Origin of the sequence: Microbacterium sp. Clip185 (assembly GCF_028743715.1) — a bacterium.
In the GTDB taxonomy this organism is placed as follows: domain Bacteria; phylum Actinomycetota; class Actinomycetes; order Actinomycetales; family Microbacteriaceae; genus Microbacterium.
In genome coordinates this window covers 3185205-3212151 of the sequence record NZ_CP117996.1, presented here as the reverse complement: position 1 = coordinate 3212151, position 26947 = coordinate 3185205, and the positions used below count along the sequence as shown (strand labels likewise).

25 protein-coding genes are annotated in these 26947 nt (G+C 68.7%); 12 read left to right on the top strand and 13 right to left on the bottom strand.

Going from position 1 to position 26947, the window contains the following annotated elements; genetic code table 11:
- Positions 1–10: 10 nt before the first annotated feature.
- Positions 11–1087: a DUF4241 domain-containing protein gene (locus PQV94_RS15685; RefSeq protein WP_274286693.1), complete on the top strand. Its 1077-nt coding sequence runs from the start codon at positions 11–13 to the stop codon at positions 1085–1087.
- Between the two features lie 27 nt (positions 1088–1114).
- Here PQV94_RS15685 and PQV94_RS15680 read toward each other — a convergent pair whose 3' ends face one another.
- From PQV94_RS15680 to PQV94_RS15670, 3 genes are all read right to left on the bottom strand, one after another.
- Entirely contained in the window at positions 1115–1756 is a 642-nt protein-coding gene (locus tag PQV94_RS15680) for a 2'-5' RNA ligase family protein (RefSeq protein WP_274286692.1), read from the bottom strand.
- Between the two features lie 129 nt (positions 1757–1885).
- Complete coding sequence (locus tag PQV94_RS15675) at positions 1886–3031, bottom strand: substrate-binding domain-containing protein (protein ID WP_274286691.1); 1146 nt, start codon at positions 3029–3031, stop codon at positions 1886–1888.
- Between the two features lie 54 nt (positions 3032–3085).
- Positions 3086–3802, bottom strand: a complete 717-nt coding sequence (locus tag PQV94_RS15670; protein ID WP_274286690.1) for an MgtC/SapB family protein — start codon at positions 3800–3802, stop codon at positions 3086–3088.
- A 223-nt stretch (positions 3803–4025) separates the two neighbouring features.
- On the opposite strand from PQV94_RS15670, the gene PQV94_RS15665 reads away from it, so the two are divergent.
- From PQV94_RS15665 to galT, 4 genes are all read left to right on the top strand, one after another.
- Positions 4026–4841, top strand: coding sequence for a carbohydrate ABC transporter permease (locus tag PQV94_RS15665; RefSeq protein ID WP_274286689.1), 816 nt, complete (start codon positions 4026–4028; stop codon positions 4839–4841).
- Positions 4838–5656, top strand: coding sequence for a carbohydrate ABC transporter permease (locus PQV94_RS15660; RefSeq protein WP_274286688.1), 819 nt, complete (start codon positions 4838–4840; stop codon positions 5654–5656). The genes PQV94_RS15665 and PQV94_RS15660 overlap by 4 nt, the downstream gene beginning before the upstream one ends.
- Positions 5653–6996 (top strand): extracellular solute-binding protein, encoded by a 1344-nt coding sequence (locus tag PQV94_RS15655; protein WP_274286687.1) that lies wholly within the window; start codon positions 5653–5655, stop codon positions 6994–6996. The genes PQV94_RS15660 and PQV94_RS15655 overlap by 4 nt, the downstream gene beginning before the upstream one ends.
- A gap of 146 nt (positions 6997–7142) precedes the next feature.
- Complete coding sequence (gene galT, locus PQV94_RS15650; protein WP_274286686.1) at positions 7143–8252, top strand: galactose-1-phosphate uridylyltransferase; 1110 nt, start codon at positions 7143–7145, stop codon at positions 8250–8252.
- Between the two features lie 405 nt (positions 8253–8657).
- Here galT and bioB read toward each other — a convergent pair whose 3' ends face one another.
- Both bioB and PQV94_RS15640 read right to left on the bottom strand, forming a co-directional pair.
- Entirely contained in the window at positions 8658–9719 is a 1062-nt protein-coding gene (bioB, locus tag PQV94_RS15645) for a biotin synthase BioB (protein ID WP_274286685.1), read from the bottom strand.
- Positions 9716–10318: a biotin transporter BioY gene (locus tag PQV94_RS15640; RefSeq protein ID WP_274286684.1), complete on the bottom strand. Its 603-nt coding sequence runs from the start codon at positions 10316–10318 to the stop codon at positions 9716–9718. The genes bioB and PQV94_RS15640 overlap by 4 nt, the downstream gene beginning before the upstream one ends.
- Before the next feature lie 300 nt (positions 10319–10618).
- On the opposite strand from PQV94_RS15640, the gene PQV94_RS15635 reads away from it, so the two are divergent.
- The 3 genes from PQV94_RS15635 (at position 10619) to PQV94_RS15625 (ending at position 14041) form a co-directional block, all read left to right on the top strand.
- Entirely contained in the window at positions 10619–10957 is a 339-nt protein-coding gene (locus PQV94_RS15635) for an ArsR/SmtB family transcription factor (RefSeq protein ID WP_274286683.1), read from the top strand.
- A gap of 48 nt (positions 10958–11005) precedes the next feature.
- Complete coding sequence (locus PQV94_RS15630) at positions 11006–11986, top strand: SRPBCC family protein (protein ID WP_274286682.1); 981 nt, start codon at positions 11006–11008, stop codon at positions 11984–11986.
- A gap of 342 nt (positions 11987–12328) precedes the next feature.
- The gene (locus PQV94_RS15625) at positions 12329–14041 is read left to right on the top strand and encodes a DEAD/DEAH box helicase (protein WP_274286681.1); all 1713 of its coding nucleotides are present in this window, start codon (positions 12329–12331) and stop codon (positions 14039–14041) included.
- Between the two features lie 445 nt (positions 14042–14486).
- Here PQV94_RS15625 and sufU read toward each other — a convergent pair whose 3' ends face one another.
- The 3 genes from sufU to PQV94_RS15610 form a co-directional block, all read right to left on the bottom strand.
- A complete protein-coding gene (gene sufU, locus PQV94_RS15620) occupies positions 14487–14948 on the bottom strand; it encodes a Fe-S cluster assembly sulfur transfer protein SufU (RefSeq protein WP_274286680.1) in 462 nt (153 codons plus the stop codon).
- Entirely contained in the window at positions 14945–16222 is a 1278-nt protein-coding gene (locus tag PQV94_RS15615; protein WP_274286679.1) for an aminotransferase class V-fold PLP-dependent enzyme, read from the bottom strand. The genes sufU and PQV94_RS15615 overlap by 4 nt, the downstream gene beginning before the upstream one ends.
- Before the next feature lie 218 nt (positions 16223–16440).
- Complete coding sequence (locus PQV94_RS15610; protein ID WP_274286678.1) at positions 16441–18540, bottom strand: APC family permease; 2100 nt, start codon at positions 18538–18540, stop codon at positions 16441–16443.
- 91 nt (positions 18541–18631) lie between these two features.
- Here PQV94_RS15610 and PQV94_RS15605 point away from each other — a divergent pair, with 91 nt between their 5' ends.
- Entirely contained in the window at positions 18632–19357 is a 726-nt protein-coding gene (locus tag PQV94_RS15605; RefSeq protein ID WP_274286677.1) for a Pr6Pr family membrane protein, read from the top strand.
- A gap of 56 nt (positions 19358–19413) precedes the next feature.
- Here PQV94_RS15605 and PQV94_RS15600 read toward each other — a convergent pair whose 3' ends face one another.
- The 3 genes from PQV94_RS15600 to PQV94_RS15590 are packed head-to-tail and all read right to left on the bottom strand — an operon-like array spanning position 19414 to position 22149.
- Positions 19414–20304, bottom strand: a complete 891-nt coding sequence (locus PQV94_RS15600) for a hypothetical protein (RefSeq protein WP_274286676.1) — start codon at positions 20302–20304, stop codon at positions 19414–19416.
- A 31-nt stretch (positions 20305–20335) separates the two neighbouring features.
- A complete protein-coding gene (locus tag PQV94_RS15595; protein WP_274286675.1) occupies positions 20336–21205 on the bottom strand; it encodes a hypothetical protein in 870 nt (289 codons plus the stop codon).
- Between the two features lie 53 nt (positions 21206–21258).
- Positions 21259–22149, bottom strand: coding sequence for a hypothetical protein (locus PQV94_RS15590; protein WP_274286674.1), 891 nt, complete (start codon positions 22147–22149; stop codon positions 21259–21261).
- A 109-nt stretch (positions 22150–22258) separates the two neighbouring features.
- Here PQV94_RS15590 and PQV94_RS15585 point away from each other — a divergent pair, with 109 nt between their 5' ends.
- Genes PQV94_RS15585 through PQV94_RS15575 form a run of 3 tightly spaced genes read left to right on the top strand, consistent with a single transcriptional unit; the run spans position 22259 to position 23795 of the window.
- A complete protein-coding gene (locus PQV94_RS15585) occupies positions 22259–22666 on the top strand; it encodes a YbaB/EbfC family nucleoid-associated protein (protein ID WP_274286673.1) in 408 nt (135 codons plus the stop codon).
- Positions 22663–22995, top strand: a complete 333-nt coding sequence (locus tag PQV94_RS15580; protein ID WP_274286672.1) for a hypothetical protein — start codon at positions 22663–22665, stop codon at positions 22993–22995. The genes PQV94_RS15585 and PQV94_RS15580 overlap by 4 nt, the downstream gene beginning before the upstream one ends.
- The gene (locus PQV94_RS15575; protein WP_274286671.1) at positions 22992–23795 is read left to right on the top strand and encodes a hypothetical protein; all 804 of its coding nucleotides are present in this window, start codon (positions 22992–22994) and stop codon (positions 23793–23795) included. The genes PQV94_RS15580 and PQV94_RS15575 overlap by 4 nt, the downstream gene beginning before the upstream one ends.
- Before the next feature lie 25 nt (positions 23796–23820).
- Here PQV94_RS15575 and PQV94_RS15570 read toward each other — a convergent pair whose 3' ends face one another.
- On the bottom strand, positions 23821–25035 hold the full coding sequence (locus PQV94_RS15570; protein ID WP_274286670.1) for an amidohydrolase: 1215 nt from the start codon (positions 25033–25035) through the stop codon (positions 23821–23823).
- Positions 25036–25188: 153 nt separating this feature from the next.
- A complete protein-coding gene (locus PQV94_RS15565; RefSeq protein WP_274286669.1) occupies positions 25189–26862 on the bottom strand; it encodes a glycoside hydrolase family 13 protein in 1674 nt (557 codons plus the stop codon).
- Positions 26863–26947: the final 85 nt, after the last annotated feature.

The window sequence follows — 26947 nt, the reverse complement described above, 5'->3', positions numbered from 1 at the left end:
GCATCGCGTCATGCTGCGCTCTCTCCCGGAGAAGGCCGTACAGAGGCGCGTGCAGCGCTTCCTCGCCGACTACGACGCGGTCTGGCGCAGGGCGGCCCCGGCCTTCGAAAGGCGGGATCCCGCATCCGGCCATCGCGACGCCTTCGAGGTGTGGGGCGCCCTCGTCGCGCGCGTGCGCGAGGAGCACTTCACGCTCGACACGACGGAGGGGTTCCGGTCGTTCGGTCGACCGCCCTCATACGGCGTCGCGGTCGAGCGGATCGTACGCAGCGAGGTGGTGGGTGAGAAGGCATATGTTCTGACCGAGGTGTTCGCGCGTCCGCTGGACATGTTCCACGAGTTCACGCTGGTGCGGCAGGGCAGCGGGTGGAGGATCCGCTCGATCGCGCAGCACTTCGAGGATCCGACCCTTCCGTTCGTCTCAGAGGATGCGGTACGAGAGGCGCTCGCCGGCACCGACGCCGATGCCCCCTGGGATCCGATGCCCGCGGCACAGTCTCGGCTCGACGAGCAGCGCAACTTCACAGACCGCACGGTCGTGTCGGCCCGCGGCGAGACCGCCGAGGCGCGCGTGAGCCCGGTCAGCACGCTGGTCACCCGTTCCGGCGTGATCGCGGTGCTCGATTTCGGCTATGACAACGATGACGCCCGGCCTCTCGCCCGCACCGTGCCACCGGGCTCGTACCCCGTGGAACGGGTGACGGCGTTCGGGCGCAACGCCGCTCTGCGCGTGCGGTTCGGCGAACGGATGCCGGTCGCCTGGCATCCGGCGTCCACGGCCGGTTCGGGGCACGTGATCGGGGTGGATGCGGGCTGCGTCTGCATCGTGGACTACCCCGCGTACGCGCAGATGAGCCGTCGAGCGAAGGCCGAGGTTCTCGATGATGTCCTCCGCGCGCCGCATCCTGTCGCGATCGACGTGCCGCTCGGTCGCGGTGATGCCGGCATCGTCGCGGAGTCGGGCCACGGCGACGGCAGCTACCCGGTGTACTGGGGAGTCGACGCCGATGGTGTCATCGTGCAGCTGGTCGTCGATTTCCTGGTACTCGCCGCTCAGGCCGAGGACGGGTCGCTCGCCCACCTCTGACGCGGGCGGATGCGGCGGCGCGCTCCGCTAGGACGAAGAGTCTCTGCCCGTGAGAGTCCAGGAGCGCAGGTGCCACCAGCGCAGGTCCTTCCACCATTCGCGGGTCCAGTCGGCGCTGTGGAACCGGAACAGCGTGACGGTGTCGGCGACGAAGTCGGACGGTGCGGTGTGGGGAAGGGCGCGGAGGAACGCTTCCACCTCCGTTCGCAGGTGGGGCAGCTCCTCGAGGTCGTGGGAGGCCAGCGAGAGGTGCGCGCGAAAGCCGTCGGCGTCGAAGGGTTTCATCCGGAACCCCTCGCCGTGCTCGCGGAAGGGCTCGAGTGCATCGTTCACAGCGACGGCGAGCGATTTGATCGCGGCGTTCTTCTCGCCGCTGATGGTCTTGTCGACGTCGAAGGTCACCGCGATGTTGTGTCGCGCGATCCCCGAGTTGTGCACGGCGATGGGGGACGTCGCGCGCAGAACCGGGTCGAGAGCGGCGATCAGATCGGCTTCGTCGGCCTCGCTGGGAACCGCGCCGGCCAGGGTGGCGTGCGGCGGGAAGGCGGCTGCGGACACGATGCCGAACTGCTTCTTGAGCAGATCGGTCAACTCCGCGACAGCGCGGCATGTGAGCGGGTCGGGCCGCAGGTAGACACCGTACGTGAACCCGTCGACAGCCATGCTCATGCGGAACTCCTTCAGTGCAGGGAACGTTCCCTACTATACCGAGGGCGCCGGGAGTGTCCAGCGACCCCTCGCCGGCATCAGCGGCTCCACGCCAGCCTTCCGCGTTCACAACCTGCCGGGGAAGAACAGTTATGCCGGCGGAGCGGTCGTCGTCCCGATATGCAACCGTCCCGCGATGGCGAGGTGGTCCACGACGGCGTTGCGGTGGGTGACGAGGTGAAGAAGACGCTCGACGGCGGCAGCGCCGATGTCTGCGATCGGCTGACGCCAGGTGGTGAGGTCGATGAGCGCGCTGGCGAGTCCTCCGACGCCGTCGAATCCCGTGACCGAGAGCGGGCGAGCGCCCGTGCGCAGCTCGAGGAGAACGGCCGCGGCGTAGCGGTCGTTCGGGCACATCACGGCACTCACGCCCGATGGAAGACCGGACAGGAGCTCCCGCGCCTCGTCGGGGGATGCGGTCGCCACGACGAGCGCCTCGGCGCCACGCTCTTCCAGCCGGTATCGCATGACCTCGATGCGGCGATGCAGGATGGGCGAGACTGTCGTCGGGGGCTGGAAGACGGCGACCCTCTGGTGCCCCAGATCCACCAGATGGTCCGCGAGCTGGCGAGCCCCCTCATCCTCGTCTCCGAAGACGCTGTCGACGGCCGGGTCGATGTCGGGCCGCCCGGCGACGACGACGGGGAACTTCGTGGAGAACCGCTTGACCTCTTTGAGCGGAAGCCGCCCGCTGCACACGATGAGCCCGTCGACTCGGAGTGCGATCAGATCCTCCAGAGCGCGCCGTTCGTCGTTGTTGTCCAGCGCCCCGGAGGTGATGAAGACCCGCTGACCGAGTGTGGAGCCGCGCTTCTGGAGAGCTGACTGCATCTCGCCGTAGAAGGGGGCCGAGGCATCGCGCACGAGCACTCCGATGGTGTTCGTTCGGTACGCGCTGAGGTTCTGCGCGGCCGCGTTGGAGACGTATCCCAGTTCTTCCACCGCCGCGGCCACGCGGGCCTGGGCGTCGGGGCTCACGCCGTACTGGCCGCGCAGCGCGCGAGAGACGACGGACTTCGAGAGCCCGGTGTGTTCGGCGAGGTCGAGGATGGTGGCCTGTTTGCCGCGCCGGGTGCGATTGCCGCTGGCTCCGTCGTCGTCTCGAGCGCCGACCCAGCGGCGCAGACGGTCGACGGGGATGTTGAAGTGCTGTGCCGTGTCTTCGATCGACGCCCCGGCCGCCACCCGTGAAACCGCGGCCTGACGGGGACTCGGTGCGCTCTGCATAGCTGTCATGTTCTCACCCCTTCAGTGCGGCAGCCCGGCGGCATCGCTCCGCGCAGGCGCCGGTCAGGTGCGGTCGCTGTCGGACGCGGCCTCCACGCGTTGCACGCCCTTCACCTCGGTGAGAGCCTCGACCAGATTGTCGATGGAGGTACGTCCGCGGTTGAAACGCAGGCTCGCCGCGACGATCGGAGTCGTCCGTCCGACCTCCTCGCGGTGTGTGCCGGTGAGTGCGACCTCGAAGCCCATCTCCGACGCACGTTCGAGGACGGCCCGAAGCGCGCCGCGCCCGTCCTTGTAGTGCACGACGAGGTCGCGACCGCGACCTGCCAGGGGGACCTTCCGTGCCAGTCGCGACATCACGGTCACGGTCGTGAGGTGCAACGCGGTGCCCATGACTGCCAGGACGGGCATTCCGGCTCCGCACGCCATTCCGATCGCGGCGACGAGCCAGACCGAGGCTGCCGTGGTCAATCCGGAGACCATGTTCTGACGAACGAAGATCACACCCGCGCCGAGGAAGCCGATGCCCGACACGATCTGCGCGGCGATGCGTGACGGGTCGAGGGTGACGTCTGTGCCGATCACCATGCTGAAGCCGTACGCCGAGACCAGGGTGAACATCGCCGAGCCCACCCCGACGAGGGTGTGGGTGCGCAGGCCGGCGCTCTTGACCTGTCGGTGCCGTTCGATCCCGACGATCGCGGAGAGGAGGAATGCGACGAGGAGCAGGACGACCTCGGTGAGGGTAGACCTGCTGATCCACTCGATGTCGAGAAACATTTGTTCACCCAATCTTCCGTCCGTCGGTGTCCGGCGGACACGAGGAGGACCATGACGGTTGCAATAGTAGGGAACGTTCCCTACACTCTCAACTGCACCGACTCAGACGGAGACAGACATCGTGGTTGACACTTCCGCCCGCACAGCGACGCGCCCAGGCAGGAGGCGGCGCGGCCCTCACCTCTGGGCCGTCCTCTTCCTTCTTCCGAGCGTCATCGCGATCGTGTCATTCGATTACTGGCCGCTGCTGCGCACCGGTTTCCTGTCGATGCAGTCGACCAACCTGTTCGGGCAGCCCAACGGCTTCGTCGGAGGCGAGAACTTCGCCAAGATGTTCGGCGACCCGGACTTCTGGCGCACCCTCGGAGTCACCCTCCTGTTCATGCTCGGGTCGGTGGCGGGCAAGGTCGTCGTCGGACTGGCCATCGCGCTACCGGTCTCCCGGCGTGTACGCGGAACCGGGGTGTTCCGTGCATCCGTGCTCATCCCGATGGCGGTGTCCACCGCCGTCGCCGGCCTCGCCTTCCGTGCGCTGATGACGCCGTCCACCGGACTGCTCGACGTGCTGGCGAACGCCCTCGGCGCGAGCAACGTCGGGTGGCTGACCGCCACGGACGTCTCATTGCTCTCCGTGATCATCGTGGACGTCTGGACCGCCATCGGATTCACCGTCCTGCTGCTGCTCGCCGCGCTCGATTCGATCGACAAGCAGGTCTTCGAAGCCGCGGATGTCGACGGCGCCCGCTTCTGGCGACGGACGGTCAGCATCACGCTGCCGTTGATCACACCGACGTTGTTCTTCATCATCGTGACCCAGTCGATCCAGGCGCTTCGCGAGTTCACGATCATCAACGTCCTCACCGGGGGCGGCCCCGCGGACTCCACCCGAACGCTCGTGATCGACATCTATCAGGCGGCCTTCGGGGGAACGGCTGACTACGGTGCGTCCTCGGCGCGCTCCCTCATCCTTCTGGTGCTGATCCTCGCGCTCACCGCCATCCAATTCGGAGTTCTCGAGCGAAGGGTCAACTACCGATGAAAAGGCCTGTCGCGCACATCGCGCTCTTCGTCTATCTCTCCGTCGTCGCACTCGTCATCATCCTCCCGCTGGTGTACGTCCTGTTCGGGTCGATCCGCCCGACGCCGGCGATCACGGGCACGTTATGGGATCTTCTTCCCACCGGCTTCACGTGGGACCACTTCCGTTCGGCGTTCGATCGCGCACCACTGCTGCGTCAGATGCTCAACAGTGCGGTGGTGGTCGTCGCTCAGACCGGATTCCAGGTGCTCACGAGCGTTCTGGCTGCCTATGCCATCGTCTTCGGTCGCTTTCGCAGACCCGGGCTGATCCTCGGCATGTACCTGGTGACGATGATGATCCCGAATGAGGCGACGGTCGTGGCCAACTACCTCACCATCCGCCAGCTCGGACTCTTCGACACCCTCGTCGCGGTCTTCATCCCCTTCGTGGCATCGGCGTACTCGATCTTCCTGCTGCGGCAGACGTTCCTGAGCTTCCCGACGGAGATCAAGGAAGCGGCCACCGTCGACGGGGCAGGGCCCATGCGGTTCCTCTTCCGCTTCCTGCTGCCCCTCACCAAGCCGACCGTCATGACGGTCACCCTCGTCTCCGCCATCGCCGCGTGGAACGGATACCTCTGGCCGCTCCTGGTGACGGAGTCGCCGACGGCCCGCACCGTCCAGGTGGGGGTCAAGGCCCTCTTCGATGAGGCCGACACCGACTTCGGCGCGGGGCTGGCGGGCCTCATCGTCGTCAGCATCCCGACGATCATCCTCGTGGTCGTCGGACAGAAGTTCCTCGCCCGAGGACTAACCGAAGGAGCAGTCAAGTGATTCGCACACGCAAGGCGGTGGCAGCGGGCGTGACCCTGGCGGCCGCCGCATCCCTGATCCTGGCCGGATGCTCCGGACAGGCGCAGCCGCAGGGGACCGTTGCTGCCGACGGTCCCGTCACGGTCGATTTCTGGTACTCCGTGGGAGGGTCGTCGGCCGACGCTCTGCTGAAGCAGGTGACCGCCTTCAACGCCGAAAACGCCGTCGACATCACGATCAATCCCATCTACCAAGGCGACTACACCGAAACGGCGGCCAAGCTGACCAACGCCGTCCAGAGCGGTGACACCCCGGTGCTCCTGCAGGGCGGCGACACGTTCTCGGCCTACCTGCACGACAGCGGCCTCGCGACCGCTCCCGAGAGCATCACCACCTTCGACGGCCAGAACTACACAGCAGACGACGTGGTCGCCGCGGCGGCGAACTACTACACGTTCGACGGCGAGCTGTGGGCGGTGCCGCTCATGGTCTCGCAGCCGGCCGTCTTCTTCGACGCCACCAAGCTGCAGGCCGCGGGACTGAGCGGGGACAAGCCGCCGGCGAGCATCGACGAGCTGTTCGACTGGGCCGACAAGATCTACGCCGCCACCGGCACCCCCGGTCTGGTCTTCCAGCAGAACGAGTGGTGGAACGAACAGTTCAGCGCCCTGAACAATGTCGTCTACTGCACGCCCGACAACGGGCTCGGCGCGGATCCGGCGACGGCCTTCGACTTCGTCGACGACGATCTCGTCGACGTGTGGACGCACTACCAGAAGTCCCTTCAGGCCGGGGCCATCGTCAACGTCGGAAGCGACGGCGTCGCTGCCCAGAACGCCTTCAGCGTCGGGCAGGCCGCGATGCTGCTGGCTTCATCGGCCAGCCTCGGCGCCACCACGGCCGCCGCATCCTTCGAGATCAGTGCCTTCGCACTCCCGGTCGCGACGAAGGGCGGCGGAGCCGTTCCCGGCGGAAGCGCGCTCTGGATTCTCGGCGAAGGGCACAGCGACGCCGAGAAGGCGGCCGCCGTGGAGTTCGCCCGGTTCATGGGCTCCGCCGATGTGCAGCGACAGATCTTCGAGGACAGCGGGTACCTGCCCAGCAATCAGGGGGCGCTCGACGGCCTCCTCGCCTCGGAGACCAGCCAGCCCAAACTCGCCCTGTTGACCCAGCTCACCGACACGGCGAAGACCGCGGCGACCGGCGGCTGCCACAACGGTGCGTTCGGTCAGAGCCGCGCAGACGTGCGCAGCGCCATCCAGGCCATTGCGGGAGGTGCCGACGTCCGCTCCTCGCTCGAGAAGGCCCAGGCCAAGGGCACCGATCAGCTCACCACCTACAACGAGCGCGTGAGCAAGTAGTCGCACCGCCGCCATGAGGGAGCGGGTCGGAACGCGGCCCGCTCCCTCCGGAGAGGTTTCACCATGACCCGCTTCGCCACCGGACGCGCCCGCTGTGTCGGTGCGCGCCGCAACGCCCTCGAGACCGATGTGGAGCAGGACGCGTGATGGAGCAGGTTCTTCTGCAGGCCGGCGTCGTCAGACGCGCCACGCATCTCGCCGACGGACGCGAGCTGTTCTACTACGACGATCCCGATACCGCGCTGGCTGAACAGCGAGCGGTCGATCGGCGGACCCTGAGCGAGCGAGCTCCGACCGCGAGGATGCGCCAAGACGTGCTGACGGGGGACTGGATCACCTTCGCGACCGCTCGGCAGAGCCGCGCATTCATGCCGCCCGCGCACCAGGACCCGCTCGCGCCTCAGACCGCATCCAATCCGTCTGAGATCCCCGCGCTCTACGACGTCGCCGTCTTCGAGAACAAGTCGCCCGCCTTCGGTCCCGCGACCGAGAGGGGAACGGATCACGGCGTCGACACGGCCCCGGACTCGCTGCTTCGGGAGCGCGCCTCGGTCGGTCGGTGCGAAGTGGTGTGCTTCAGCCCGGAGCACGAGGGATCGTTCGCCACGCTGACCCCGACACGGGCGCGCACCGTCATCGAGGCGTGGGCCGACCGAACCGCCGCGCTCTGCGAGATCCCGGCCGTCGAACAGGTCTTCGTCTTCGAGAACCGCGGGGCTGAGATCGGCGTCACGCTGCCCCACCCGCACGGCCAGATCTACGCCTACCCCTACGTGACGCCTCGCACGCAGCGTCTTCTGCGCTCTCTGGAACGCGAAGGGGCAGACCTGTTCGACAGGGTGGTCGAGGTCGAATCGCGCGGGCCACGCGTTGTGCTCGACGCCGAGCACTGGATCGCGTTCATCCCGTATGCCGCGCGGTGGCCCCTCGAAGTGCACATGATTCCCAAGCGCCACGTGGCAGACTTCGCGGCGACCTCTCCTGTCGAACGCGACGGGCTCGCGCACAGCTACCTGCGCATTCTGAACGCCGTCGATCGCCTGTATGACAGCCCCACGCCCTACATCGCCGCCTGGCACCAGGCGCCGACAAGGCTCGCTCGCGACACCGCCCGGCTCCATCTGCAGCTCACCTCGCCGCGCCGAGCGGCGGACAAGCTGAAGTACCTCGCCGGCTCGGAGGCGGCTATGCAGGCCTGGGTCGCCGACGTCGCACCGGAGGAGGTTGCGGCCAGGCTCCGCGCCGTGCTGGAGTGAACGCCGCCGCTGCGTCCCGCCCTGTCTTCTGGGCCCCGCCGGGCCATTCTGCGTCCGCCGCATCCGGCCGCATCCCGCCGCCGCCGCGTCCTGCCGCGTGCCCAAACTCCTGCAAAATCGGCGTGACGGGCGTCAGGAGCGGCACGTCGGCGGGTTCTGCAGGAGTTCGGCGCACCTCAGCTCAGCAGAGCCCACCGGGCAGCGCGGTGAGTACTGCTCGAGGATCACGGGCAGCAAGGTGCGCAACGACCTGCCCGAGCTCGACCTGCAGGTCGTGGGATGCGGCAGACTGGGCCTCGGCACGGTGTAGCCACCAGCCGCCGCATCTCCACGACCGATACGTCAGCAGCGACCCCACACGCGTGACGCCGCCGGTTCAAGCCGCGGAGGCCGTCACTGCGTGCGTTACGCGTTCGCGCTCATGTCTGTGCCTGCGCCGCGCTTGCGGGCGACGGGCGGGAGGAGCGCTCTCGCGTTCGAGGGCTGGTCGTTGGTCCCTTCGGCGATGAAGCCGTTGTCGGTGATCAATGCGTGGTCAGCTGCTGCCGCTTGACCTTCGGCTGTGAGGTAGTCGCCGAGAAAGATCGAGTTCGCCAGGTGCAGAGCAAGGCCTTGGAGCGATCCGAGGTGGGTCTCTCGACCGCCGGCGAGGCGAATCTCAGCCGTCGGACACAGCAGTCTTGCGACGGCGACGATTCGGAGGCACCGGAGGGGTGTCAAGTCCCACTTGTCTGCCATGGGCGTCCCGTCGAAAGGAACGAGGAAGTTGATGGGGACCGAGTCTGAGCCGAGGGCGCGAAGTGCCGTGAGTGCTTCGATGACCTGTTCGTCAGATTCGCCGAGGCCGACGATGAGGCCGCTGCACGGCGACAGGCCGGCAGCCCTTGCGTTCTGCACCGTGCCGACGCGGTCATCGTAGGTGTGGGTTTGCACGATCTGGTCATGGAACGACTCGGCGGTGTTGATGTTGTGGTTGTACGCGTCGATGCCGGCTCCCGCCAGCCGTTCAGCTTGCCCCTCGCGCAGGAGCCCGAGGCAGGCGCACACCTCGATGCCCGGTGCGCGTTCTTTGACGTCGGAGGCGATGTCGATCACGCGGTCGACGTCCCGGTTCGAGGGGCCGCGACCGCTGGCGACCAGACATACGCGTGCCGCTCCGCCGTCGACACCGGTGAGGGCTTGAGCCACTGCTTCGTCTCGGTCGAGCCAGGAGTACTTCAGGATGGGCGCGGTGGACCCGAGGGCCTGCGAGCAGTAGTGGCAGTTCTCGGGGCACATGCCGGACTTGAGGTTGACCAGGTAGTTCAGCTTCACCCGGTTCCCGAAGAAGCGGCGCCGGATCTGCGACACCGCAGCGACGAGCTCAAGTACCTCATCGTCAGGTGTTGCGAGGACCTGCAGCGCTTCTTCGGGACTGACGGTGCGCCCGTTGAGGACCGCGTCGACGAGCACGCGGATCTCTGTCACCGGTTGCCTCCGGCATCCGCGAAGGGCGCCCCGACCGTCCGCCACGCGGTCGGGAGGAGAGCAGCGAGCACGACGATCTTCAGCGCGTCACCGACCAAGAACGGGACGACACCGAGGAGGATGGCCTGCCCGATGTCGACACCCACGCTGATCGCGAGCCACGGCACACCGAATACGTAGATCACGAGGGTACCGAGCGCGCCGAGCAACACCGTGGTGAGGACGTGGCGGTCGGCCCTCCGTCGTGCGAGCTGCCCGACGACGGCAGCGGCGACGACGAATCCGATGATGTAGCCGAACGTCGGCAGGGAGACCCCCGAGTGCCCGGAGGCGAAGACCGGTGCGCCGGCGGCGCCGGCGACCAGGTAAAGCGAAGCGCTGAGCGCGCCGCGGCCGGATCCAAGGGCCGCGCCGACGGCCATGACGGCGAAGGTGGACATCGTGATCGGGACGGGGGTGAAGGGGAGTGGGATCGTGACCAGTGCGGCGAGCGCGATCAACGCAGTGCCCAAGAGTACGAGGGCTGCGTCGACCAGCTTGGAGTGTGGTCGAACATCGGCGAGGTAGACGCGGCGTCGGGACGTGGGAATTGCAGTCATCAACTCTCCTGAACGGTGTTCATTGAACGCTGTTCAGGAACAGTAGCAGCGGGTCCCGTGCCGGTGGCATGGCGTCGTCCTACAATCGTCGCCGTGTGCAGTCGTGGGGAGTCGCATGGTGATGTCGCCGCGACCGCGCCATGCTGCGGTTCCTCGCACCGATGACCGATTCGCCTCCGAGGTCGGCCGGGTTGCCGCAGTAGTGCTCGACGGCTTCGCCGACCGCCGCCCCGCGCATCGCCTCCCGCTCGACAACGCACCTCTTGTGTCGCCCGCATCCCCGCGTTAACGTACAACCAAATGGTTGTACAAATGGAACTCAGCGACGCCGAGGTGGACCGGATCTTCCGGGCCCTCGCCGATCGCACGCGCCGCGACATCCTGCGGCGCACGATCGAGGCCGAGCAGTCGGTCTCCGCCCTCGCGGCCGTGTACGAGGTGTCGTTCGCGGCCGTTCAGAAGCACGTCGCCGTGCTCGAGACCGCGCGCCTGGTCACCAAACGCGCCGAAGGAAGGGAGCGGCTCGTGAGCGCCGATCCCGCAACGATCGCCCGCGCGCGCTCGCTGCTCGCCGAGTACGAGCAGTTGTGGCGATCGCGCATCTCCCGCCTCGAAGACCTGCTCGCCGAAGAGCCCTGACTCGGATGCGGCGCCTGCCGCATCCGCCGAACCCACCAGGAGATCCCCATGCCCGTCACCGCCGTCACACATGACCCCGAAGCGCTCACCATGACGCTCGTCGCCGAGGTCGACGCCCCCGTCGAGCGCCTCTGGCGCGCCCTGACCGACCCGCGTCAACTGGAGCGCTTCTGGGGTCCGCCCGGATATCCCGCATCCTTCACGGCGTTCGAGTTCGCCGTCGGCGGCACCGCACGCTACGCGATGACCAGCCCGCAGGGGGAGCGCTACAGCGGGGCGTGGGAGTTCGTCGCCATCGAGGAGCCCACGATGTTCGAGGTGCGCGACATGTTCACGGATGCGGACGGCGTGCCCGTCGAGGGCATGCCGGTGCAGCACATGACCTTCACCTTCGCGCCGACCGAGACCGGCTCACGGCTGACGAACGTCTCGCACTTCGACTCGCTCGAGGCCCTCGAGCAGGTCATCGCGATGGGCGCGGTCGAGGGATCGAAGCTCGCGTTCAACCAGCTCGACGCGGTGCTGCAGGACCTGCGCGCCTACGCCGAGGGCAAGGGCACGCGCACCGAGATTCTCAGCGATCAGCACGTGCGCATCACCCGGCTGATCAACGGGACGCGCGATGTGGTCTGGCGTGCGCACACCGACCCCGACCTCGTGCGCCGCTGGCTGCTCGGCCCCGACGGCTGGACCATGACGACCTGCGAGATCGACCTCGTCGCCGGTGGCGACTATCTCTACGCGTGGGCCCCGGGCGCGGGCGTGGTCGGCGAGCCGTTCGGCTTCGACGGACAGACGCAGCTCGTCGTGCCCGAGCGGCGCTGGGTGACGACCGAGCACATGACGGGAACCGACTTCCCCTCGACCACGAACGACCTGTCGCTCTACGAGGAGGACGGCGCGACGCTGCTCACGCTGCTCATCGAGTATCCGGATGCGGCCACGCGCGACGCGGTGCTCGCGACCGGGATGACCGAGGGCATGGAGGCCAGCTACGCGCGCCTCGAGCGCGAGGTGCTCGGCGGCTGAGCCTCAGGGCGACGGACCGGGTCGCGCGGCTTCGGCCGGCGGCCCGGTCCGGTGTTTCGGGGTGAGTGCGGATCGGGCCGGATGCGGGTCCGCACCCGGTCGCCGGGGCCCGTGCAGGCGCTGGCTGCGAGCTCTCCGCAACCCCGGCTGAACGCATCCGGAATGCACCCGCATCCACCGGTGTTAGGGTTGTGTGTCGCCTTCGGGCGGCTGCGTCGTCGATACGCGTGCCCCGCCTCCGGGCGCTGGGCCCTCTTCTCGAGCGGCGAACCGATGCGCGAATCCGCGCCGTCGCCCCGTCTTGCGATCACGATCGATCGCCTCATCCGAAAGCACTTCTTCATGCCTTCTTTCCTTGACCTCGGCGTGCCCGCGCCGCTGGCCGCCGTCCTCGCCTCCTCCGGCAAGACGGAGCCCTTCCCCATCCAGCAGGACACCCTGCCCGACGCGCTCGCCGGCCGCGACGTGCTCGGCCGCGGCCGCACCGGCAGCGGCAAGACCATCGCGTTCTCGCTGCCCATGGTGGCGCGTCTCACGGGCGTCTCGCGCACCCCCGGTCGTCCGACCGGCCTGGTTCTCGCCCCGACGCGCGAGCTCGCGACGCAGATCGCTGCGACCCTCGCGCCCCTCGCCGCGGCCGTGGGCCTGAACGTCACCACGATCTTCGGCGGCGTCAGCCAGAAGCCGCAGGAGCAGGCGCTGCGCGTCGGCGTCGACATCGTCGTGGCGTGCCCGGGCCGCCTCGAAGACCTCATGAAGCAGGGCGTCATCCGCCTCGACCGCGTGCAGGTCGCCGTGCTCGACGAGGCCGACCACATGGCCGACCTCGGCTTCCTGCCGGGTGTCACCCGCATCCTCGGTGCGACGCCGACCGGCGGACAGCGACTGCTCTTCAGCGCGACGCTCGACCGCGGCGTCGACACGCTCGTGCGCAAGTTCCTCCAGAACGAGGTGCGCCACGAGGTCGACGAGTCCAGCGTTCCCGCCGCCGCCATGACCCACCGGGTCTTCCACGTCTCCGACGACGACAAGAACGATCTCGTGCAGCGCCTCGCGTCCGGTCACGGTCGCCGCATCCTCTTCACGCGCACCAAGCACCAGGCGAAGAAGCTCGCGAAGAAGCTGACCTCGGCCGGCATCCCCTCGGTCGATCTGCACGGCAACCTCTCGCAGAACGCTCGCGAGCGCAACCTCGCGGCCTTCGGCGCAGATCCGGATGCGGGCGGGGTCCGCGTGCTCGTCGCCACCGACGTCGCAGCGCGCGGTGTGCACGTCGACAACGTCGAGCTCGTCGTGCACGTCGACCCGCCGGCCGAGCACAAGGCGTACCTGCACCGCTCCGGCCGGACCGCGCGCGCCGGCGCCGAGGGCACGGTCGTCACCGTCGTGCTCGACTCGCAGCGCCGCGACCTCGCCGACCTGCTGCGCAAGGCCTCGATCTCCGCGCCCCTCGAGCGTGTGGATGCGGCGCACGCCGCCGTCTCCGAGCTGGTCGGTACGCCGGCGCCGCTCGTGAAGCCGTCGCCCGTCACCGCTCCCGCGCAGGGCGGACGCTCCGGCGGTTCGCGCTCGGGCGGCTCGGCCGCTCGTTCGGGCGGTTCTGCTGCTCGCTCCGGCGGCGCCGGGCGTTCCGCGGCGGCTCCGTCCCGTTCGGGTGGTGCCGGCCGTTCCGGCGGTGCGGGTCGTTCCGGTGGGGTCGGTCGCCCCGCTGCCTCTCCTGCACGTTCGACCGGCCGCTCCGATGCTCCCGTCCGCGGTGCCGCGCCCGTCGAGGCGCGTCACAGCGCCGCGGCCGAGCGCACGCCGAACCGCCGCGCCGGACGTCCCCAGGGCCACACGGCCGAGAACGTGGCGCCGCGCGGCGGCCGCACGATCGGCGACTCGGTGAGCGAGCAGCAGCGCGCGTGGGTGGAGTCGCTCGCGCGCGACGGCGACGCCGCATCCGGTCGTTCGGGCTCGGAGCGCTCCGCTGCGGGTGCCGGCTCGGGTTCTGGTGACGAGTCCCGTCGCCGTCGCCGCGGCGGCCGCGGTCGCTCCGGAGGCTCCGCCGCCTGAGCCACGAGCCGCGTCGAGGATTCGGCGGTGCGGGCTGCGGTGACACCCGAGGGCTCGCGCCGACTCGCTCGTCGGGTCAGTCTCGTCGGGTCAGTCTTTCCGTAACCGCGCCACCTTTCCGCATCCGCCACTGTTTTTGACTGTCGCGGATGCGGAAAGGTGTGGCGGTTGCGCATCTGCGTCGCGGTTCGGAACCCCGGTGCCATCGGTGGGGCTCGTCCGCGCTCAGCGGAGTCGGTCCGCACTCGGCGGGGTCGTCGGTCCGCACTCGGCGACCTGGGTCCGTGTCTCTGCGACACTTCTCCGCATCCGCCACAGTCATTGACTGTCGCTGTTGCGCAAAGGTGTGGCTGTTGCGCACATGCGTCGCAACTCGGGCACGGGGAGGACGGTGCCACCCCTCCGCGCCCGGCCCCGGGCAGGACCGCGCGCGTCGGGCGGAGAGTCAGGCGCGGGCGAGGGCGTCTTCGAGGGCGACCCAGGCGAGCATCGCGCACTTCACGCGGGCGGTGAACTTCGACACCCCGGACAGCGCCGCGGCATCGCCGAAGGTCTCTTCGTCGAGTGGAACGGTTCCGCGCGAGCGCAGCGCCTCGCGGAAGCGCTCGATGCGTTCGCGGGCCGCACCCGCCGTGAACGAGCCCTCCTCGTCGATGATGTCGTCGACGAGAGAGGCGAGCATGGATGCGGAGGCCTGGGAGATCGAGCATCCCGCGCCCGTGAAGGTCACGTCGCGCACCGTGCCGTCGTCGTGCAGGCGCACCCGCAGTTCGATCTCGTCGCCGCAGATCGGATTGCGCTGGTGCGAGGTCGCCGTGCGCCCCTCGGCATCCGCCATGGGCGTGCCGTGCGGATGCTTGGAGTGGTCGAGGATGAGCTCCTGATACAGCCCGTCGAGCCCGCTCATGCGTCCGCTCCGAAGTAGGCGCGCACGTCGCCGACGGCTCCGAGCAGGGCGTCGACGTCTGCCTCGGTCGTGAACACCGACGCGGACGCCCGCACGGATGCGGTCAGCCCGAATCGGGCGTGCAGCGGCTTGGCGCAGTGATGCCCCACCCGCACCGCGATGCCGCGGGCGTCGAGGAACTGACCGACGTCATGGGCGTGCACGCCGTCGACGTCGAAGGCGGCAAGCCCGACGCGGTCCGCGTCGGCGGTGTCGCCGAGCAGCCGGATGCCGGGGATGTCCCTCAGTCCCGCCATCATTCGCTGTCCGATCATGCGCTCGTGCTCGTGCACCGCGTCCATTCCGAGCGCGTCGAGGTAGTCGACGGCGGCCGCGAGAGCCACGGTCTGCGACACGGGCTGGGTGCCGGCCTCGAACTTCTGCGGCGGCGGCAGGAACTCGGCCGCATCCTTGGTCACGGTCGTGACCATCGACCCGCCGGTGAGGAAGGGCGGCAGCGCCTCGAGCACCTCGCGGCGGCCGTACAGCGCACCGATGCCGTACGGGCCGAGCATCTTGTGGCCGGAGAACGCGGCGAGATCGACGCCCAGCGCGGGCAGATCGAGCGGCAGGTGGGGCGCGGACTGGCAGGCGTCTATAACGGTCAGCGCGCCGGCCTCGCGTGCCAGGGCGACGAGTGCGTCGACCGGGTTCACGATGCCCAGCACGTTCGACACGTGCGTGAAGGCGACGATGCGCGTGCGGTCGCCGATGAGTGCGGCGGCCGCATCCAGGTCGAGGGTTCCGTCGTCGTGGACGGGAATGTGGCGCAGCACGGCGCCGGTGCGTGCGGCGAGCTCCTGCCACGGGATGAGGTTCGCGTGGTGCTCGATCTCGGTCACGACGATCTCGTCGCCCGGACGCAGCGCGAGGGCTGCGGATGCGGCGGAGCCGCGCCCCGCGGTGGCATTGCCGATCGAGTAGGCGACGAGGTTCAGGGCGAGGGTCGCCCCGCCGGTCCAGACCAGCGTCTCCTCATCGGCGCCGACGAAGCCTGCGACCCGGGCCCGCGCATCCTCGTACAGCTCCGTCGCCTCGGCGGCGAGGGTGTGCGCACCCCGGTGCACGGCCGAGTTGGCGCGCAGCAGGAAATCGACCTCCGCGTCGATCACCGCGCGGGGCTTCTGGCTGGTCGCACCGGAGTCGAGATACACCAGCGGGGCGTCGCCGATCTTCTGATCGAGGATCGGGAAGTCGGCGCGCAGGGCGGCAGCGTCGAGGGGGGAGGAACTCACCCCTCCAGGCTAGTTGTGCCGCGGGCCTTCGGCTCCGGGGCGTCCGAGGGATGCGGTCCCGGCATCCGTCTCCCTCGTCGGAGAAACATGCCGATGTCGGAGGATGCGGCGTGGATCCGCCGACATTCGGGCGGATCTCCGACCGGAGCGATGCGGATGCGGATCTCCGACCGGAGCGATGCGGATGCGGACGCGCGACCGGAGCCCTGCGAATCGGGTCAGTTCCGGCTCTGGCCCTCGCCGTGGCGCGCCACGCTGACGGTGCGTGTGGTGGGGCGTCCCGCACGCTCCTGCCCGGGCAGCGGACGGGAGCGGCGTCCGTAGATGACCTCGGACGAGTCCAGCAGCCACGGTACGAGGGTGATCGTGACGCCGTGCACGAGCATGAGCTGCTGCGCGATGCGGCGTGCCCGACGGTTGTGCAGGAAGCTCTCCCACCAGTGGCCGACGATGTACTGCGGCAGGTAGACCGTGACGACGGCGGATCCGTGCTTCTCGCGGTACTTCTCGATGAAGGCGATGATCGGCTGGGCATACGTCCGGTAGGGCGACTCCACGATCACGAGCGGCACGGGCGGGCGGTGCTCCTCCCACTCCTTCTGCACCGCATCCGCCGACTCCTTCGTGACGGCGACGTGCAGCGCGATGGTCTTGTCGTGGCGCGCGGCGAGGGCGTAGTCGATGGCCTTGGCGACGGGCTTCTGCAGGCGTCCCACCAGCACGATCGCGACGTCTCCGGCTGCGCCGAAGTGGGTCTCGTCGTCGTAGGTGATCTCGTGCTCGACGTCGCGGTAGTAGCGGTGCACGCCGATCATCAGGATCGACAGCACCGGGATCGCGAGGAACACCAACCAGGCGCCGTGCGTGAACTTGGTGATCGTGACGATGATGAACACCGCCGCGGTGAGTCCCGCGCCGAGCGAGTTGATGACGAGGCCCGAGATGATCTCGCGCCGCTCGAAGCGCCCGGACTTCTGATGGCGAGCCTCGGCGGGCAGCTGGGTGAGAGCGCGAAGCTCTCGCCGCCAGTGGCGCACCATGCCGATCTGGCCGAGCGAGAACGACACGAACACGCCGATGATGTAGAGCTGGATGAGGGTCGTCAGGTTCGCCTGTGAGGCGATGAGCACCACGATCGCCGCGAGCCCGAGCAGGATCATGCCGTTCGAGAACACGAGGCGGTCGCCGCGAGTGTTCATGGCCTTCGGGGCATATCCGTCTCGCGCGAGCACGGCGCCGAGCAGCGGGAACCCGTTGAAGGCGGTGTTTGCTGCGAGCAGCAGCACGCACGCGGTCGCCGCCTGGATGATGAAGAACGGGATCGAGTTCATCCCGAAGGTGGCGGCCGCGACCTGCGCCATGAGGCTCGGCTGGGGCTGCGTGCAGTCGAACCCGATGAGGTGGCAGGGATTCTCCGCGTAGTGCACGCCCGACACGAGCGCGAGGATCGTCAGCCCGGAGAAGAGCAGGATGGCGACGGCGCCCATCGCGACGAGGGTGCGCTGCGCGTTCTTGACCTTGGGGCGGCGGAACGCGGGCACGCCGTTCGAGACGGCCTCGACGCCGGTGAGGGCGGAACAACCGCTGGAGAATGCCCGGAGGATCAGCAGGATGACGGCGGCCTGCGTGAGGCTCTCGGCCTGCACGGAGAACGCGCTGCTCGAGGCGACCGGCGGATCGCCGAGGATCCAGCGGATGATGCCGGTGACGATCATGAGTCCGACGGATCCGATGAAGATGTACGTCGGCAGTGCGAAGGCGCGCGAGGCCTCGCGCACGCCGCGGAGGTTGACGATGACGATCAGGATGACGAATCCGACCGCCAGTTCGATGCGCCAGGGGTTGAGTCCCGGCAGTGCGGAGATGATGTTGTCGACGCCCGACGCGACTGAGACGGCGACCGTCAGGATGTAGTCGACCAGCAGGGCGGAGGCGACGATGACGCCGGGGATCTCACCGAGGTTCGTGCGCGCGACCTCGTAGTCGCCGCCCCCGGACGGGTACGCCTTGATGAGCTGGCGGTACGAGAGCACCACCACGATGAGCAGCACGACGACGGCGGCCGCGATCCAGGGGCTGAAGGCCAGGAACGACAGTCCGCCGATCATCAGGATCATGAGCAGTTCCTGCGGCGCGTAGGCCACGGAGCTCAGCGCGTCGGACGCGAAGATCGGCAGCGCCATGCGCTTGCGCAGGAGATGATCGTCCGCATCCGTGGACGCGAGAGGGTCCCCGATCAGCAGGCGTTTCGCGATGGGAGTCTCGGGCGCCGGCTCGGCACTGTCGTTTGCCACGACGCGCGACACTACGCCGATCATTCAGGCCGCGCAACGCGAGCGGGGGGTGTTTGCCATGCCGTCATCGTTCCGTGATCATCCGCGACTCCCGCGCCGACCTACGATGTAGCGCATGCATGTGCCCGATCGCCGCGTCGCCCTCGCCTATCGTCTCGTCGCGGCAGTGCTCATGGCCTGGGGGATCGGGCGGGTCACCGGCATCCTGGACGGACGCCCCAGCCCGGTCGAGTTCCTGTATTACACGGTGCTCAGCAACCTGCTCTGCCTCGTCTGGATGGTGGTGCTCGCCGTTCGCACGGTCGCCGACCTTCGCGCGGACGGACCGCGCGGCGCCTCGACGCCGTCGGCGCGTTTCTCACTCGCCGTGGCCTTCGCGATCACGGTGACGATGCTGATCTACCTGATCGTGCTCGTGCCCGAGACATACACGCAGGGCAACGGGTATCAGCCGTTCACGTTGACCGACAACCTGATCCACATCATCACGCCCTCGCTGGCGATCGCGGACTGGCTGCTGTTCGTGCCCAAGGGGCGCAGCCGGTGGTTCGACCCGCCCCTGTGGACGCTCATCCCCTACGTGTACCTCGCCTTTGCGTTCGTCTACGGCGCTGCCGGCGGTCGGTTCGCCGGCGGGGGCCAGTACCCGTATCCGTTCATGAACGTCGACCGCAACGGGCTTGGCGGAGTCGTGCTCTGGATCGTGGGTCTCACCCTCGCGCTCGAGGTCGTCGCCTACGTCTACATCCTCATCGACAAGGGACTCGGTGCGCTGGGCCGGCGGATGCGGCGGGCGGCCCCCGTTCGCGCGATGGCGGATGCGGGCGCCGGACGCGACTGATCAGCGCAGCCGGTCCGGCAGGACCGACGTGAGGCCTGCGTCTCAGCAGCCCAGACTCAGCGCAGGGGACCCAGCACGATCGACGTGATGGCCGCCGCAACGCCACCGGCCAGGACGAGGGTCCAGACGATCCAGTTGCGTCGGAAGTTGACGGCGAGTTCGTTGGAGCGCATGGGGAGTGAGGCTGGCTGGCGGACGGGGCCCTGACCGGTGGTGCTCGCGGGTGGGAGGGGTGCGCTCGCGTAGGGGGGTTCGTTCGGGATGGGTGGGCGGGGGGATGCGATGGGGGGCAGTGGTTCGGGGAGGCGGCCGCCGAGGCGGGTGCGCAGCGCGCTGATGAGGGCGAGGAGTCGTTGCCAGACGGTGGGGTCGGGGACGGCGAGTGGATGCGGCGCGTAGAGGAAGAGTGAGCCGCCGGTGATCTCGACGTGGAAGCCGAGTGTGCCGTCGTCGAGGAGAGTTTGCAGTTCGTCGTCGAACAGCCAGTCCGCCCATGCGAACGCGCCGGGGTCGGCGTAGAGCAGGAATCGGTCCTGGTTCTTGAACGGCATGGGTGTGACGTCGGGCAGTGAGGGCAGCGGTGAGCGACGGGAGAGCCGCTGGTTCGCGAGCACCAGAGGCGGTGCTTCGGACTCGAGCTGCAGCGCGACGTACCCCCATGGCTTGGTCTGCGGGCCGGCTGCCGTGTACTCGGTGTAGAAGCTGTTGCCGATCTCGGTCAGCGGTGGTCCGGGGATGCGCACGATGTTGACGGAGCGCTGCATGGAGCGCGGTCGGCCGTCGCGTTCGCGGAAGATCACGCCGGGAAGCGGCTGGTCGGCCGTGAAGGGGTAGTACGGCCATCCGTTGTCCTCGGCGAAGATCTGCACGATCTGCGCCAGCGGGTTCCAGTCCTTGACGGGCGCGGGCGGTTCGTAGAGGGACGCGTAGTTCACCGGAGCGGTCATGATGATCTCCTCGTCGTGATTCTGTGTTCGCTCACCGTGGCAGGATCGCGGCGACGGCGATCACGCCGAGGAGGAAGACGACCACGACGGCGGCGTAGTAGCGCCACGCGGTCCGGCGGGTGTTCCGGCCGGACCGGTCCTCGATCACGAGAGGAGCGGGTCGGTCTCGAACCACCAGAGGCGTGGATCCGGGGTCGGCCGGTGCTGAGGCTGTGGCCCGACCGATTCTCTTCTCGTCAGTGGACGGGACCTCTAGCGGGGCTGCGGACGCGATGGCCGCGCGTACGGCCTCGAGCACCGCGAACGTCCGCTGCCAGACGGCGGGGGCGGTGACGGAGAGCTCGGCCGGACAGTAGAGGAAGAGCCAGCCCTGCGAGATCTGGACGTCGAAGGGAAGCGAAGGGTCATTCAGCAGCCGGACGAGCCGCGGATCGAAAACCGTCTGCACCCACGCGACTGACTCGGCCGATACGTATGCGGTGCCTTCGTCGCCGAGCGCGACCTGAGCCGCGCCGACGGGGAGGGCCGGCAGCTCCCTGGCCCTGCGGGCGTTCGAGGTTTCCACCACGAGCTCCGGCGTGGGGTCGGTCAGCGCGCACGCAACGTACCCCCAGGTCACGCTGAAGACGTTGAGGTTGACCGTATGCGAGTAGGCGCAGTTGCCGATCTCGATCAGCGGCGGCCCCGGGATCCGCACCAGATTTCCCGCGCGCTGCAGGTGGCGCGCCGTACCGCGCTCATCGCGGAAGAGGACGCCCGGCAGCGGCTGGGAGCCCGTGCCCACGTAATACTCCCAACCGTTGGTCACCGCGAACGCATGGATGGCCTGCGCGTCGGGTTTGAGGTTCTTGTCACGAAACGGCGGATCCACGAGCGGCGAGTAGTCGACAGCAAGCTCCACCCGCACATTGTCTCGTGACTATCGACCGGTGGGATGGATTTTCTCCGCGCAGGTCAGTGGAATGCGCCCAGGAGTGCCGCCACGCCCATTCCGGTCACAGTGAAGCCGAGGACCACGGCGAGCACCACCCAGATGCGCCGGAAGTTGACGGCGCCACCGTTGGAGCGCATGGGGAGTGAGGCTGGCTGGCGGACGGGGCCCTGACCGGTGGTGCTCGCGGGTGGGAGGGGTGCGGTGGTGTAGGGGGGTTCGTTCGGTACGGGTGGGCGCGGGGATGAAATGGGGGCGCGTGGTTCGGGGAGCCGGCCGCCGAGGCGGGTGCGCAGTGCGCTGATGAGGGCGAGTAGTCGCTGCCAGACGGCGGGGTCTGGGACGGCGAGTGGGTGCGGCGCGTAGAGGAAGAGTGAGCCGGCGTTGATCTCGACGTGGAAGCCGAGCGTGCCGTCGTCGAGGAGCGCTTGGATTTCGTCGTCGAACAGCCAGTCCGCCCATGCGAAGGCGCCGGGGTCGGCGTACAGCAGGAATCGGTCCTGGTTCTTGAACGGCATGGGCTTGACGTCGGGCAGCGAGGGCAGTGGTGAGCGACGGGAGAGTCGCTGGTTCGCGAGCACCAGAGGCGGTGCCGGGGTTTCCAGCTCCAGGGCGACGTACCCCCAGCTCTGCGTGAACTGGTTGCCCACCGCGATCTCGGTGTAGAAGCTGTTGCCGATCTCGGTCAGCGGTGGTCCCGGGATGCGCACGATGTTGACAGAGCGCTGCATGAAGCGCGCGCGTCCGTCGCGTTCGCGGAAGATCACGCCCGGAAGCGGCTGCTCGGCCGTGAAGGGATAGTACGGCCATCCGTTGTCTTCGGCGAAGATCTGCACGATCTGCGCGAGCGGGTCCCACCCCCGAACCGGCGCGGGCGGCTCGTAGAGGGGCGTGAAGTTCACCGGAGCGGTCACGGTCACATTGTGCCTCGAGCTCCTTTGCTGGAACCGAGGGTTATGCACAAGAGCAACCCAGGAAAAACGCGGTCTCGGTACGATCGGCGCTGTCGGAGAAGGGGGAAAGATGGACCAGGCGGCAGCAGAGGAGATGCGCGAGGCACTGCAGCGCATCGATGAGCAGGTGGCGCAGGCGGCGGCTCATGCCGATCAGATGCAGCTTCTCGCGGCTAAGATTTCGGAGCTCAGCGCTGAGGTGAGCTCGCCGAGGGGCGAGGTGTCGATCACCGTCGATGTCAGTGGCCGGTTGACCGACCTGCGGTTCGATGACTCCGCGTTCGATCTCACGCCGCGTGAACTCTCGACGCTCGTGCTTGACGCGGTCGCCGAGGGATACCGGCGAACGAGTACCGCGAGTGTCGACCTCGCTGAAGCGACGCTCGGCCCGCAATCGCCAACTGTCGCGCACCTGCGCGACGGGGTGGAAGCTAACGCACCGCGAATCAATCGCCCCGACGAAGGGGAGATCCAGTGAGTTACGAGATCGCCATCGACTGCGACCAGCTGGAAGCCCACGCACAGAAGATCGACCGCATCGCCGATTCGCTGGACGACCCGATCGGCGCCATCACCTACATGACGCTCGGGGGAGACGCGTACGGCGTCATGTGCGCGATGGCGGCGATGCCGACCAACGCCATGGGTGCCGGCGCGGGCGCATCGCTCGTCGCAACGCGTGCTCTGCTGCGCCGATCGGCCGACATCGTTCGCACGATCTCGCGAGACTTCGCGACGTGCGAGCGTGAGAACATCGACTCGATCCGCATCATGGAGGCGCGTCTCGGCGGGGTGGTCGAGGTATGACTCCGGTGGGCTACGGCGGCCTGCTGACCAGCACGGTGGCGTCGAACATGAACTCCCTGATCGTCGCCCCCGAGGCGCCGGGATGGATGGATGGCGTGGGTCCGTTCGAGGATGGATATAACCTCGCCAGCAGTTTCCAGAGCGGAGACTGGGTGCAGCTCGGTCTCTCACTCGGGTCGATAGGCGCAACCGCCGTGGACGCCGTGGTCAATCCGATCTCTTGGCTGATCTCGCTCGGCGTCGGGTGGATGCTGGAGCATCTCTGGCCGCTGAAAGACTGGCTCGACCAGCTCACCGGTGATCACCGGATGGTCAGCAGCTACGCCCAGACATGGGGCAACGTGTCTGCCGCGGTCAAAGGTGCAGCGAACGAGCTCGACGCGAGCATCGGCGACCTGCAGGGCCTGCAGGGCTTCGCGATGGATGTCTACCGCAAGTTCCTCGCCACGATGGCCAGCACGCTGCACACGGCGTCGGCAGCGGCACAGGGCGTGGGCGTCGCGGTCGAACTGCTCTCGACGATCGTGAAGGCCGTGCACGACATGGTGCGCGACGTGATCAGCGACGTCGTCGGTTTCATCGCCCAGAGCCTGATTCTGGGTGCGGCCTCGCTCGGAACGCTGGCGCCCGTCATCGCCGGGCAAGCGGCGACGAAGACGGCCAAGTGGGCTGCGCTGCTGGCCGAGTTCATCAAGGATCTGATCACGTCCGCGGCGACCTACACCGACCTCGCCAAGACGCTCAAGGAGATCTACGACCGAGTGACCGAGACCCTCGACGGCAAGCTCGGCACCGCCTGAGTCTGGCGCCGGGCCGAGGCTCGGCTCAGTCGAGCCACTCGCGCGCGGCGATGACGAGGTTCTCGACGCCGCGCTCGATGGTGGGATGCAGGACGGGAGCGAAGAAGGGCGAGTGGTTCGTCGGCACGTCGCGGTCGATCGTGCCCTCGGCGCTCGCGCGGGCGAACAGCTCCGGGTCGATGCCGCCCCAGAACCAGAACACGAGCGGCACGCCGGCCTCGCGCGCGAACCACGAGACGTCCTCGCTGCCCGTGAACATGCCGGGGTCCACCACCGCCGCGTCGCCGTAGGCGCGGCGGAAGGCCGCCGCAAGCCGCGCGGTCGCGTCGGCGTCGTTGATCGTCGGCGGCAGCGTGTGGTCGGTGACGATCGTGGGCGGTACCTCGGCACCGGAGGCGTCGGCTTCGGCGCGGACGATCCGCTCGACCCGTTCGAGCACGCGCTCCCGCATCCCGTCATCCGCGTAGCGGAGGCTGAGCTGCAGCGTCGCCTCCGCGGGGATGATGTTGTGCTTGAGTCCGGCATGGACCGATCCCACCGTCACCACGGCGACCTCGCGCGGGTCGACCTCGCGCGACGCGACCGTCTGCAGGCGCATGACGGTGGCGGCGGCCATGACGATCGGGTCGATCGTGGCGTGCGGGCGAGAGCCGTGCCCGCCGCGTCCGTGCAGGGTGACGGTGAGCCCGTCCGACGCCGCCATCTGGGTCCCCGGCCGCACACCGATCGTTCCCGCCGGGAGCGGCGTCACGTGCTGGCCGAGCACGATGTCGGGGCGCGGAAAGCGATCCAGCACGCCGTCGGCGATCATCGCCTTCGAACCGGCGCCGAACTCCTCGGCGGGTTGGAAGACGGCGACGACCGTTCCCGACCATTCGGATGCGGTCGTCACGAGGCGTTCGAGCGCACCGAGGAGGGCGGTGACGTGCATGTCGTGGCCGCACGCGTGCATGACCGGCACGTCCGCGCCCTGCGGGTCGACGCCGCGCGCCGTGCTCGCGTACGCGAGGCCGGTGCGCTCGGCGACGGGCAGACCGTCCATATCGGCGCGCAGCCACACGACCGGCCCGTCTCCGTTGGCGAGCGTCGCGACGACGCCGGTGCGTCCGATGCCCTCGCTGAACGGGATCCCCAGCACCTCGAGCGTGCGGGCGATCACGCCCGCGGTGCGCGTCTCTTGGAACGACAGTTCGGGGTGGCGGTGCAGGTCTGTGTACAGCGCTTCGAGGTCGAGAGCCATGTCCCGACCCTACTCGCGGGCGCCGGGCGGTGAGATCCTCTGCACACGTGAGCGCGCCGAGCTCTCCGCGAACGTCGGCGCGGTGAGAGTCCCCGCAGACACGAGCACGCCGGCGGCCCAGGAGGGCGCGCCGGCGTGCTTCGGAATCGACGATCAGGCGTCGGCGAGCCAGACCGCGGTGTCGGCCGGAAGCAGCCGTCCTTCGAGCGGTTCGCTCGAGAGGAGGACGTCGCCGGCGGGAAGCTCGATCGCGTCGGCGCCGAGGTTGGCCACCACGGTGACGTCACCGCTGCGGAAGGCGAGCACCGTTTCCGGGTAGCCCTCGAGCCACGTAAAGGGGGCGGCTCCCAGCGCGTGCGCCTTCCGCGCCCGAAGCAGGTGCGTGTAGAGCGCCAGCGTCGAGTCGGGGTCGCGCAGCTCCACGTCGCGGGCGTGCTGCGCCCACTCCGCGGGCTGGGGCAGCCACGATGCTCCGGTGCCGTTGAAGCCGTACGCGGGGGATGCGGCCTCCCACGGAATCGGCACGCGGCAGCCGTCGCGGCCGTACTTCTCGTGGTTGGTGCGGAACCACGTCGGATCCTGGCGCGCGTCGTCGGGGATGTCGATGACCTCGGGGAGCCCGAGCTCTTCGCCCTGGTAGATGTAGGCGGAGCCGGGCAGGGCGAGCATCACCGCAGTGGCCGCGCGGGCGCGGCGCAGCCCGAGCTCGGGGATCGGCTGAGCCTCGGACAGCGGCCCGATGCCCTCGCCCTGCGGGCTCTCGGCCGACAGGGCGAGACGCGAGGCGTGACGGATCACGTCGTGGTTGGAGAGCACCCAGGTGGCGGGGGCACCGACCGCCGGGAAGGCGCGCAGCGAGTCGCTGATGACGGTGCGGAGGGCGTCGGCATCCCACGCGGTCGTCAGGTACGGGAAGTTGAACGCCTGGTGCATCTCATCGGGGCGCACCCACAGTGCCGTCTTGTCGGGCGTGGGCAGCCACGCCTCGGCGCACAGCGCGCGGTCGCCGTCGTACTCGGCGAGCACCTTGTGCCAGTCGCGGTAGATCTCGTGGACGGCGGGCTGCCCCCAGTACGGCACGTCGTCGTCGTCGCCACCCATCGAGTCCCCGTCGGCGGGAGGGGTGTAGTCGGGCAGGCCGTCCTTCTTGATCATGCCGTGGGCGACGTCCACCCGGAATCCGTCGACGCCGCGGTCGAGCCAGAACCGCAGCACGCCGCGGAAGTACTCCTGCACTTCGGGGTTGGTCCAGTCGAAGTCGGCCTGGCTCACGTCGAAGATGTGCAGGTACCACTGGCCGGGCGTGCCGTCGGCCTCGACGACGCGTTCCCACATCCCGCCGCCGAACACGGATTCCCAGTTGTTGGGCGGCAGCTCGCCGTTCTCGCCCTTTCCATCGCGGAAGATGTAGCGCGCGCGCTCGGGGCTTCCGGGAGCGGCGGCGAGGGCCTGCTGGAACCAGACGTGCTGGTCGGAGGAGTGGTTGGGCACGAGGTCGACGATCACGCGGATGCCGAGGCCGTGTGCTTTGGCCAGCATGGCGTCGAAGTCGTCTAGCGTGCCGAACAGCGGGTCGACGTCGCAGTAGTCGGCGACGTCGTAGCCGGCGTCCTTCTGGGGCGAGACCATGAAGGGGCTCAGCCAGATCGCATCGATGCCCAGCTCGGCGAGGGAGTCGAGGCGTGCGGTGATGCCGGGGAGGTCGCCGATGCCATCGCCGTTGGCGTCCGCGAACGAGCGCGGATAGATCTGGTAGATCACGGCGGTGCGCCACCACTCGGATCCGGGCGCGGCGATCAAGGTCGAGGCATCGTGCGTCGAGGTCATGCATTCGATGGTAGCGGGTGAAATCGTATCGATTCGAAGCCCGGTTTTCCGTGGTGTGCTCCGCGTGCGTATGTCGCGGTGGCGG

Coding starts and splice junctions, on each gene's coding strand:
- PQV94_RS15660 (WP_274286688.1), top strand. CDS start 4,838: ATGAAAAGGCCTGTCGCGCACATCGCGCTCTTCGTCTATCTCTCCGTC.
- PQV94_RS15640 (WP_274286684.1), bottom strand. CDS start 10,318: ATGACTGCAATTCCCACGTCCCGACGCCGCGTCTACCTCGCCGATGTT.
- sufU (WP_274286680.1), bottom strand. CDS start 14,948: ATGAGCGGGCTCGACGGGCTGTATCAGGAGCTCATCCTCGACCACTCC.
- PQV94_RS15565 (WP_274286669.1), bottom strand. CDS start 26,862: ATGACCTCGACGCACGATGCCTCGACCTTGATCGCCGCGCCCGGATCC.
- PQV94_RS15600 (WP_274286676.1), bottom strand. CDS start 20,304: ATGACCGCTCCGGTGAACTACGCGTCCCTCTACGAACCGCCCGCGCCC.
- galT (WP_274286686.1), top strand. CDS start 7,143: ATGGAGCAGGTTCTTCTGCAGGCCGGCGTCGTCAGACGCGCCACGCAT.
- PQV94_RS15685 (WP_274286693.1), top strand. CDS start 11: ATGCTGCGCTCTCTCCCGGAGAAGGCCGTACAGAGGCGCGTGCAGCGC.
- PQV94_RS15570 (WP_274286670.1), bottom strand. CDS start 25,035: ATGGCTCTCGACCTCGAAGCGCTGTACACAGACCTGCACCGCCACCCC.
- PQV94_RS15675 (WP_274286691.1), bottom strand. CDS start 3,031: ATGACAGCTATGCAGAGCGCACCGAGTCCCCGTCAGGCCGCGGTTTCA.
- PQV94_RS15630 (WP_274286682.1), top strand. CDS start 11,006: ATGCCCGTCACCGCCGTCACACATGACCCCGAAGCGCTCACCATGACG.
- PQV94_RS15610 (WP_274286678.1), bottom strand. CDS start 18,540: ATGATCGGCGTAGTGTCGCGCGTCGTGGCAAACGACAGTGCCGAGCCG.
- PQV94_RS15575 (WP_274286671.1), top strand. CDS start 22,992: ATGACTCCGGTGGGCTACGGCGGCCTGCTGACCAGCACGGTGGCGTCG.
- PQV94_RS15585 (WP_274286673.1), top strand. CDS start 22,259: ATGGACCAGGCGGCAGCAGAGGAGATGCGCGAGGCACTGCAGCGCATC.
- PQV94_RS15625 (WP_274286681.1), top strand. CDS start 12,329: ATGCCTTCTTTCCTTGACCTCGGCGTGCCCGCGCCGCTGGCCGCCGTC.
- PQV94_RS15680 (WP_274286692.1), bottom strand. CDS start 1,756: ATGAGCATGGCTGTCGACGGGTTCACGTACGGTGTCTACCTGCGGCCC.
- PQV94_RS15670 (WP_274286690.1), bottom strand. CDS start 3,802: ATGTTTCTCGACATCGAGTGGATCAGCAGGTCTACCCTCACCGAGGTC.
- PQV94_RS15635 (WP_274286683.1), top strand. CDS start 10,619: ATGGTTGTACAAATGGAACTCAGCGACGCCGAGGTGGACCGGATCTTC.
- PQV94_RS15605 (WP_274286677.1), top strand. CDS start 18,632: ATGCATGTGCCCGATCGCCGCGTCGCCCTCGCCTATCGTCTCGTCGCG.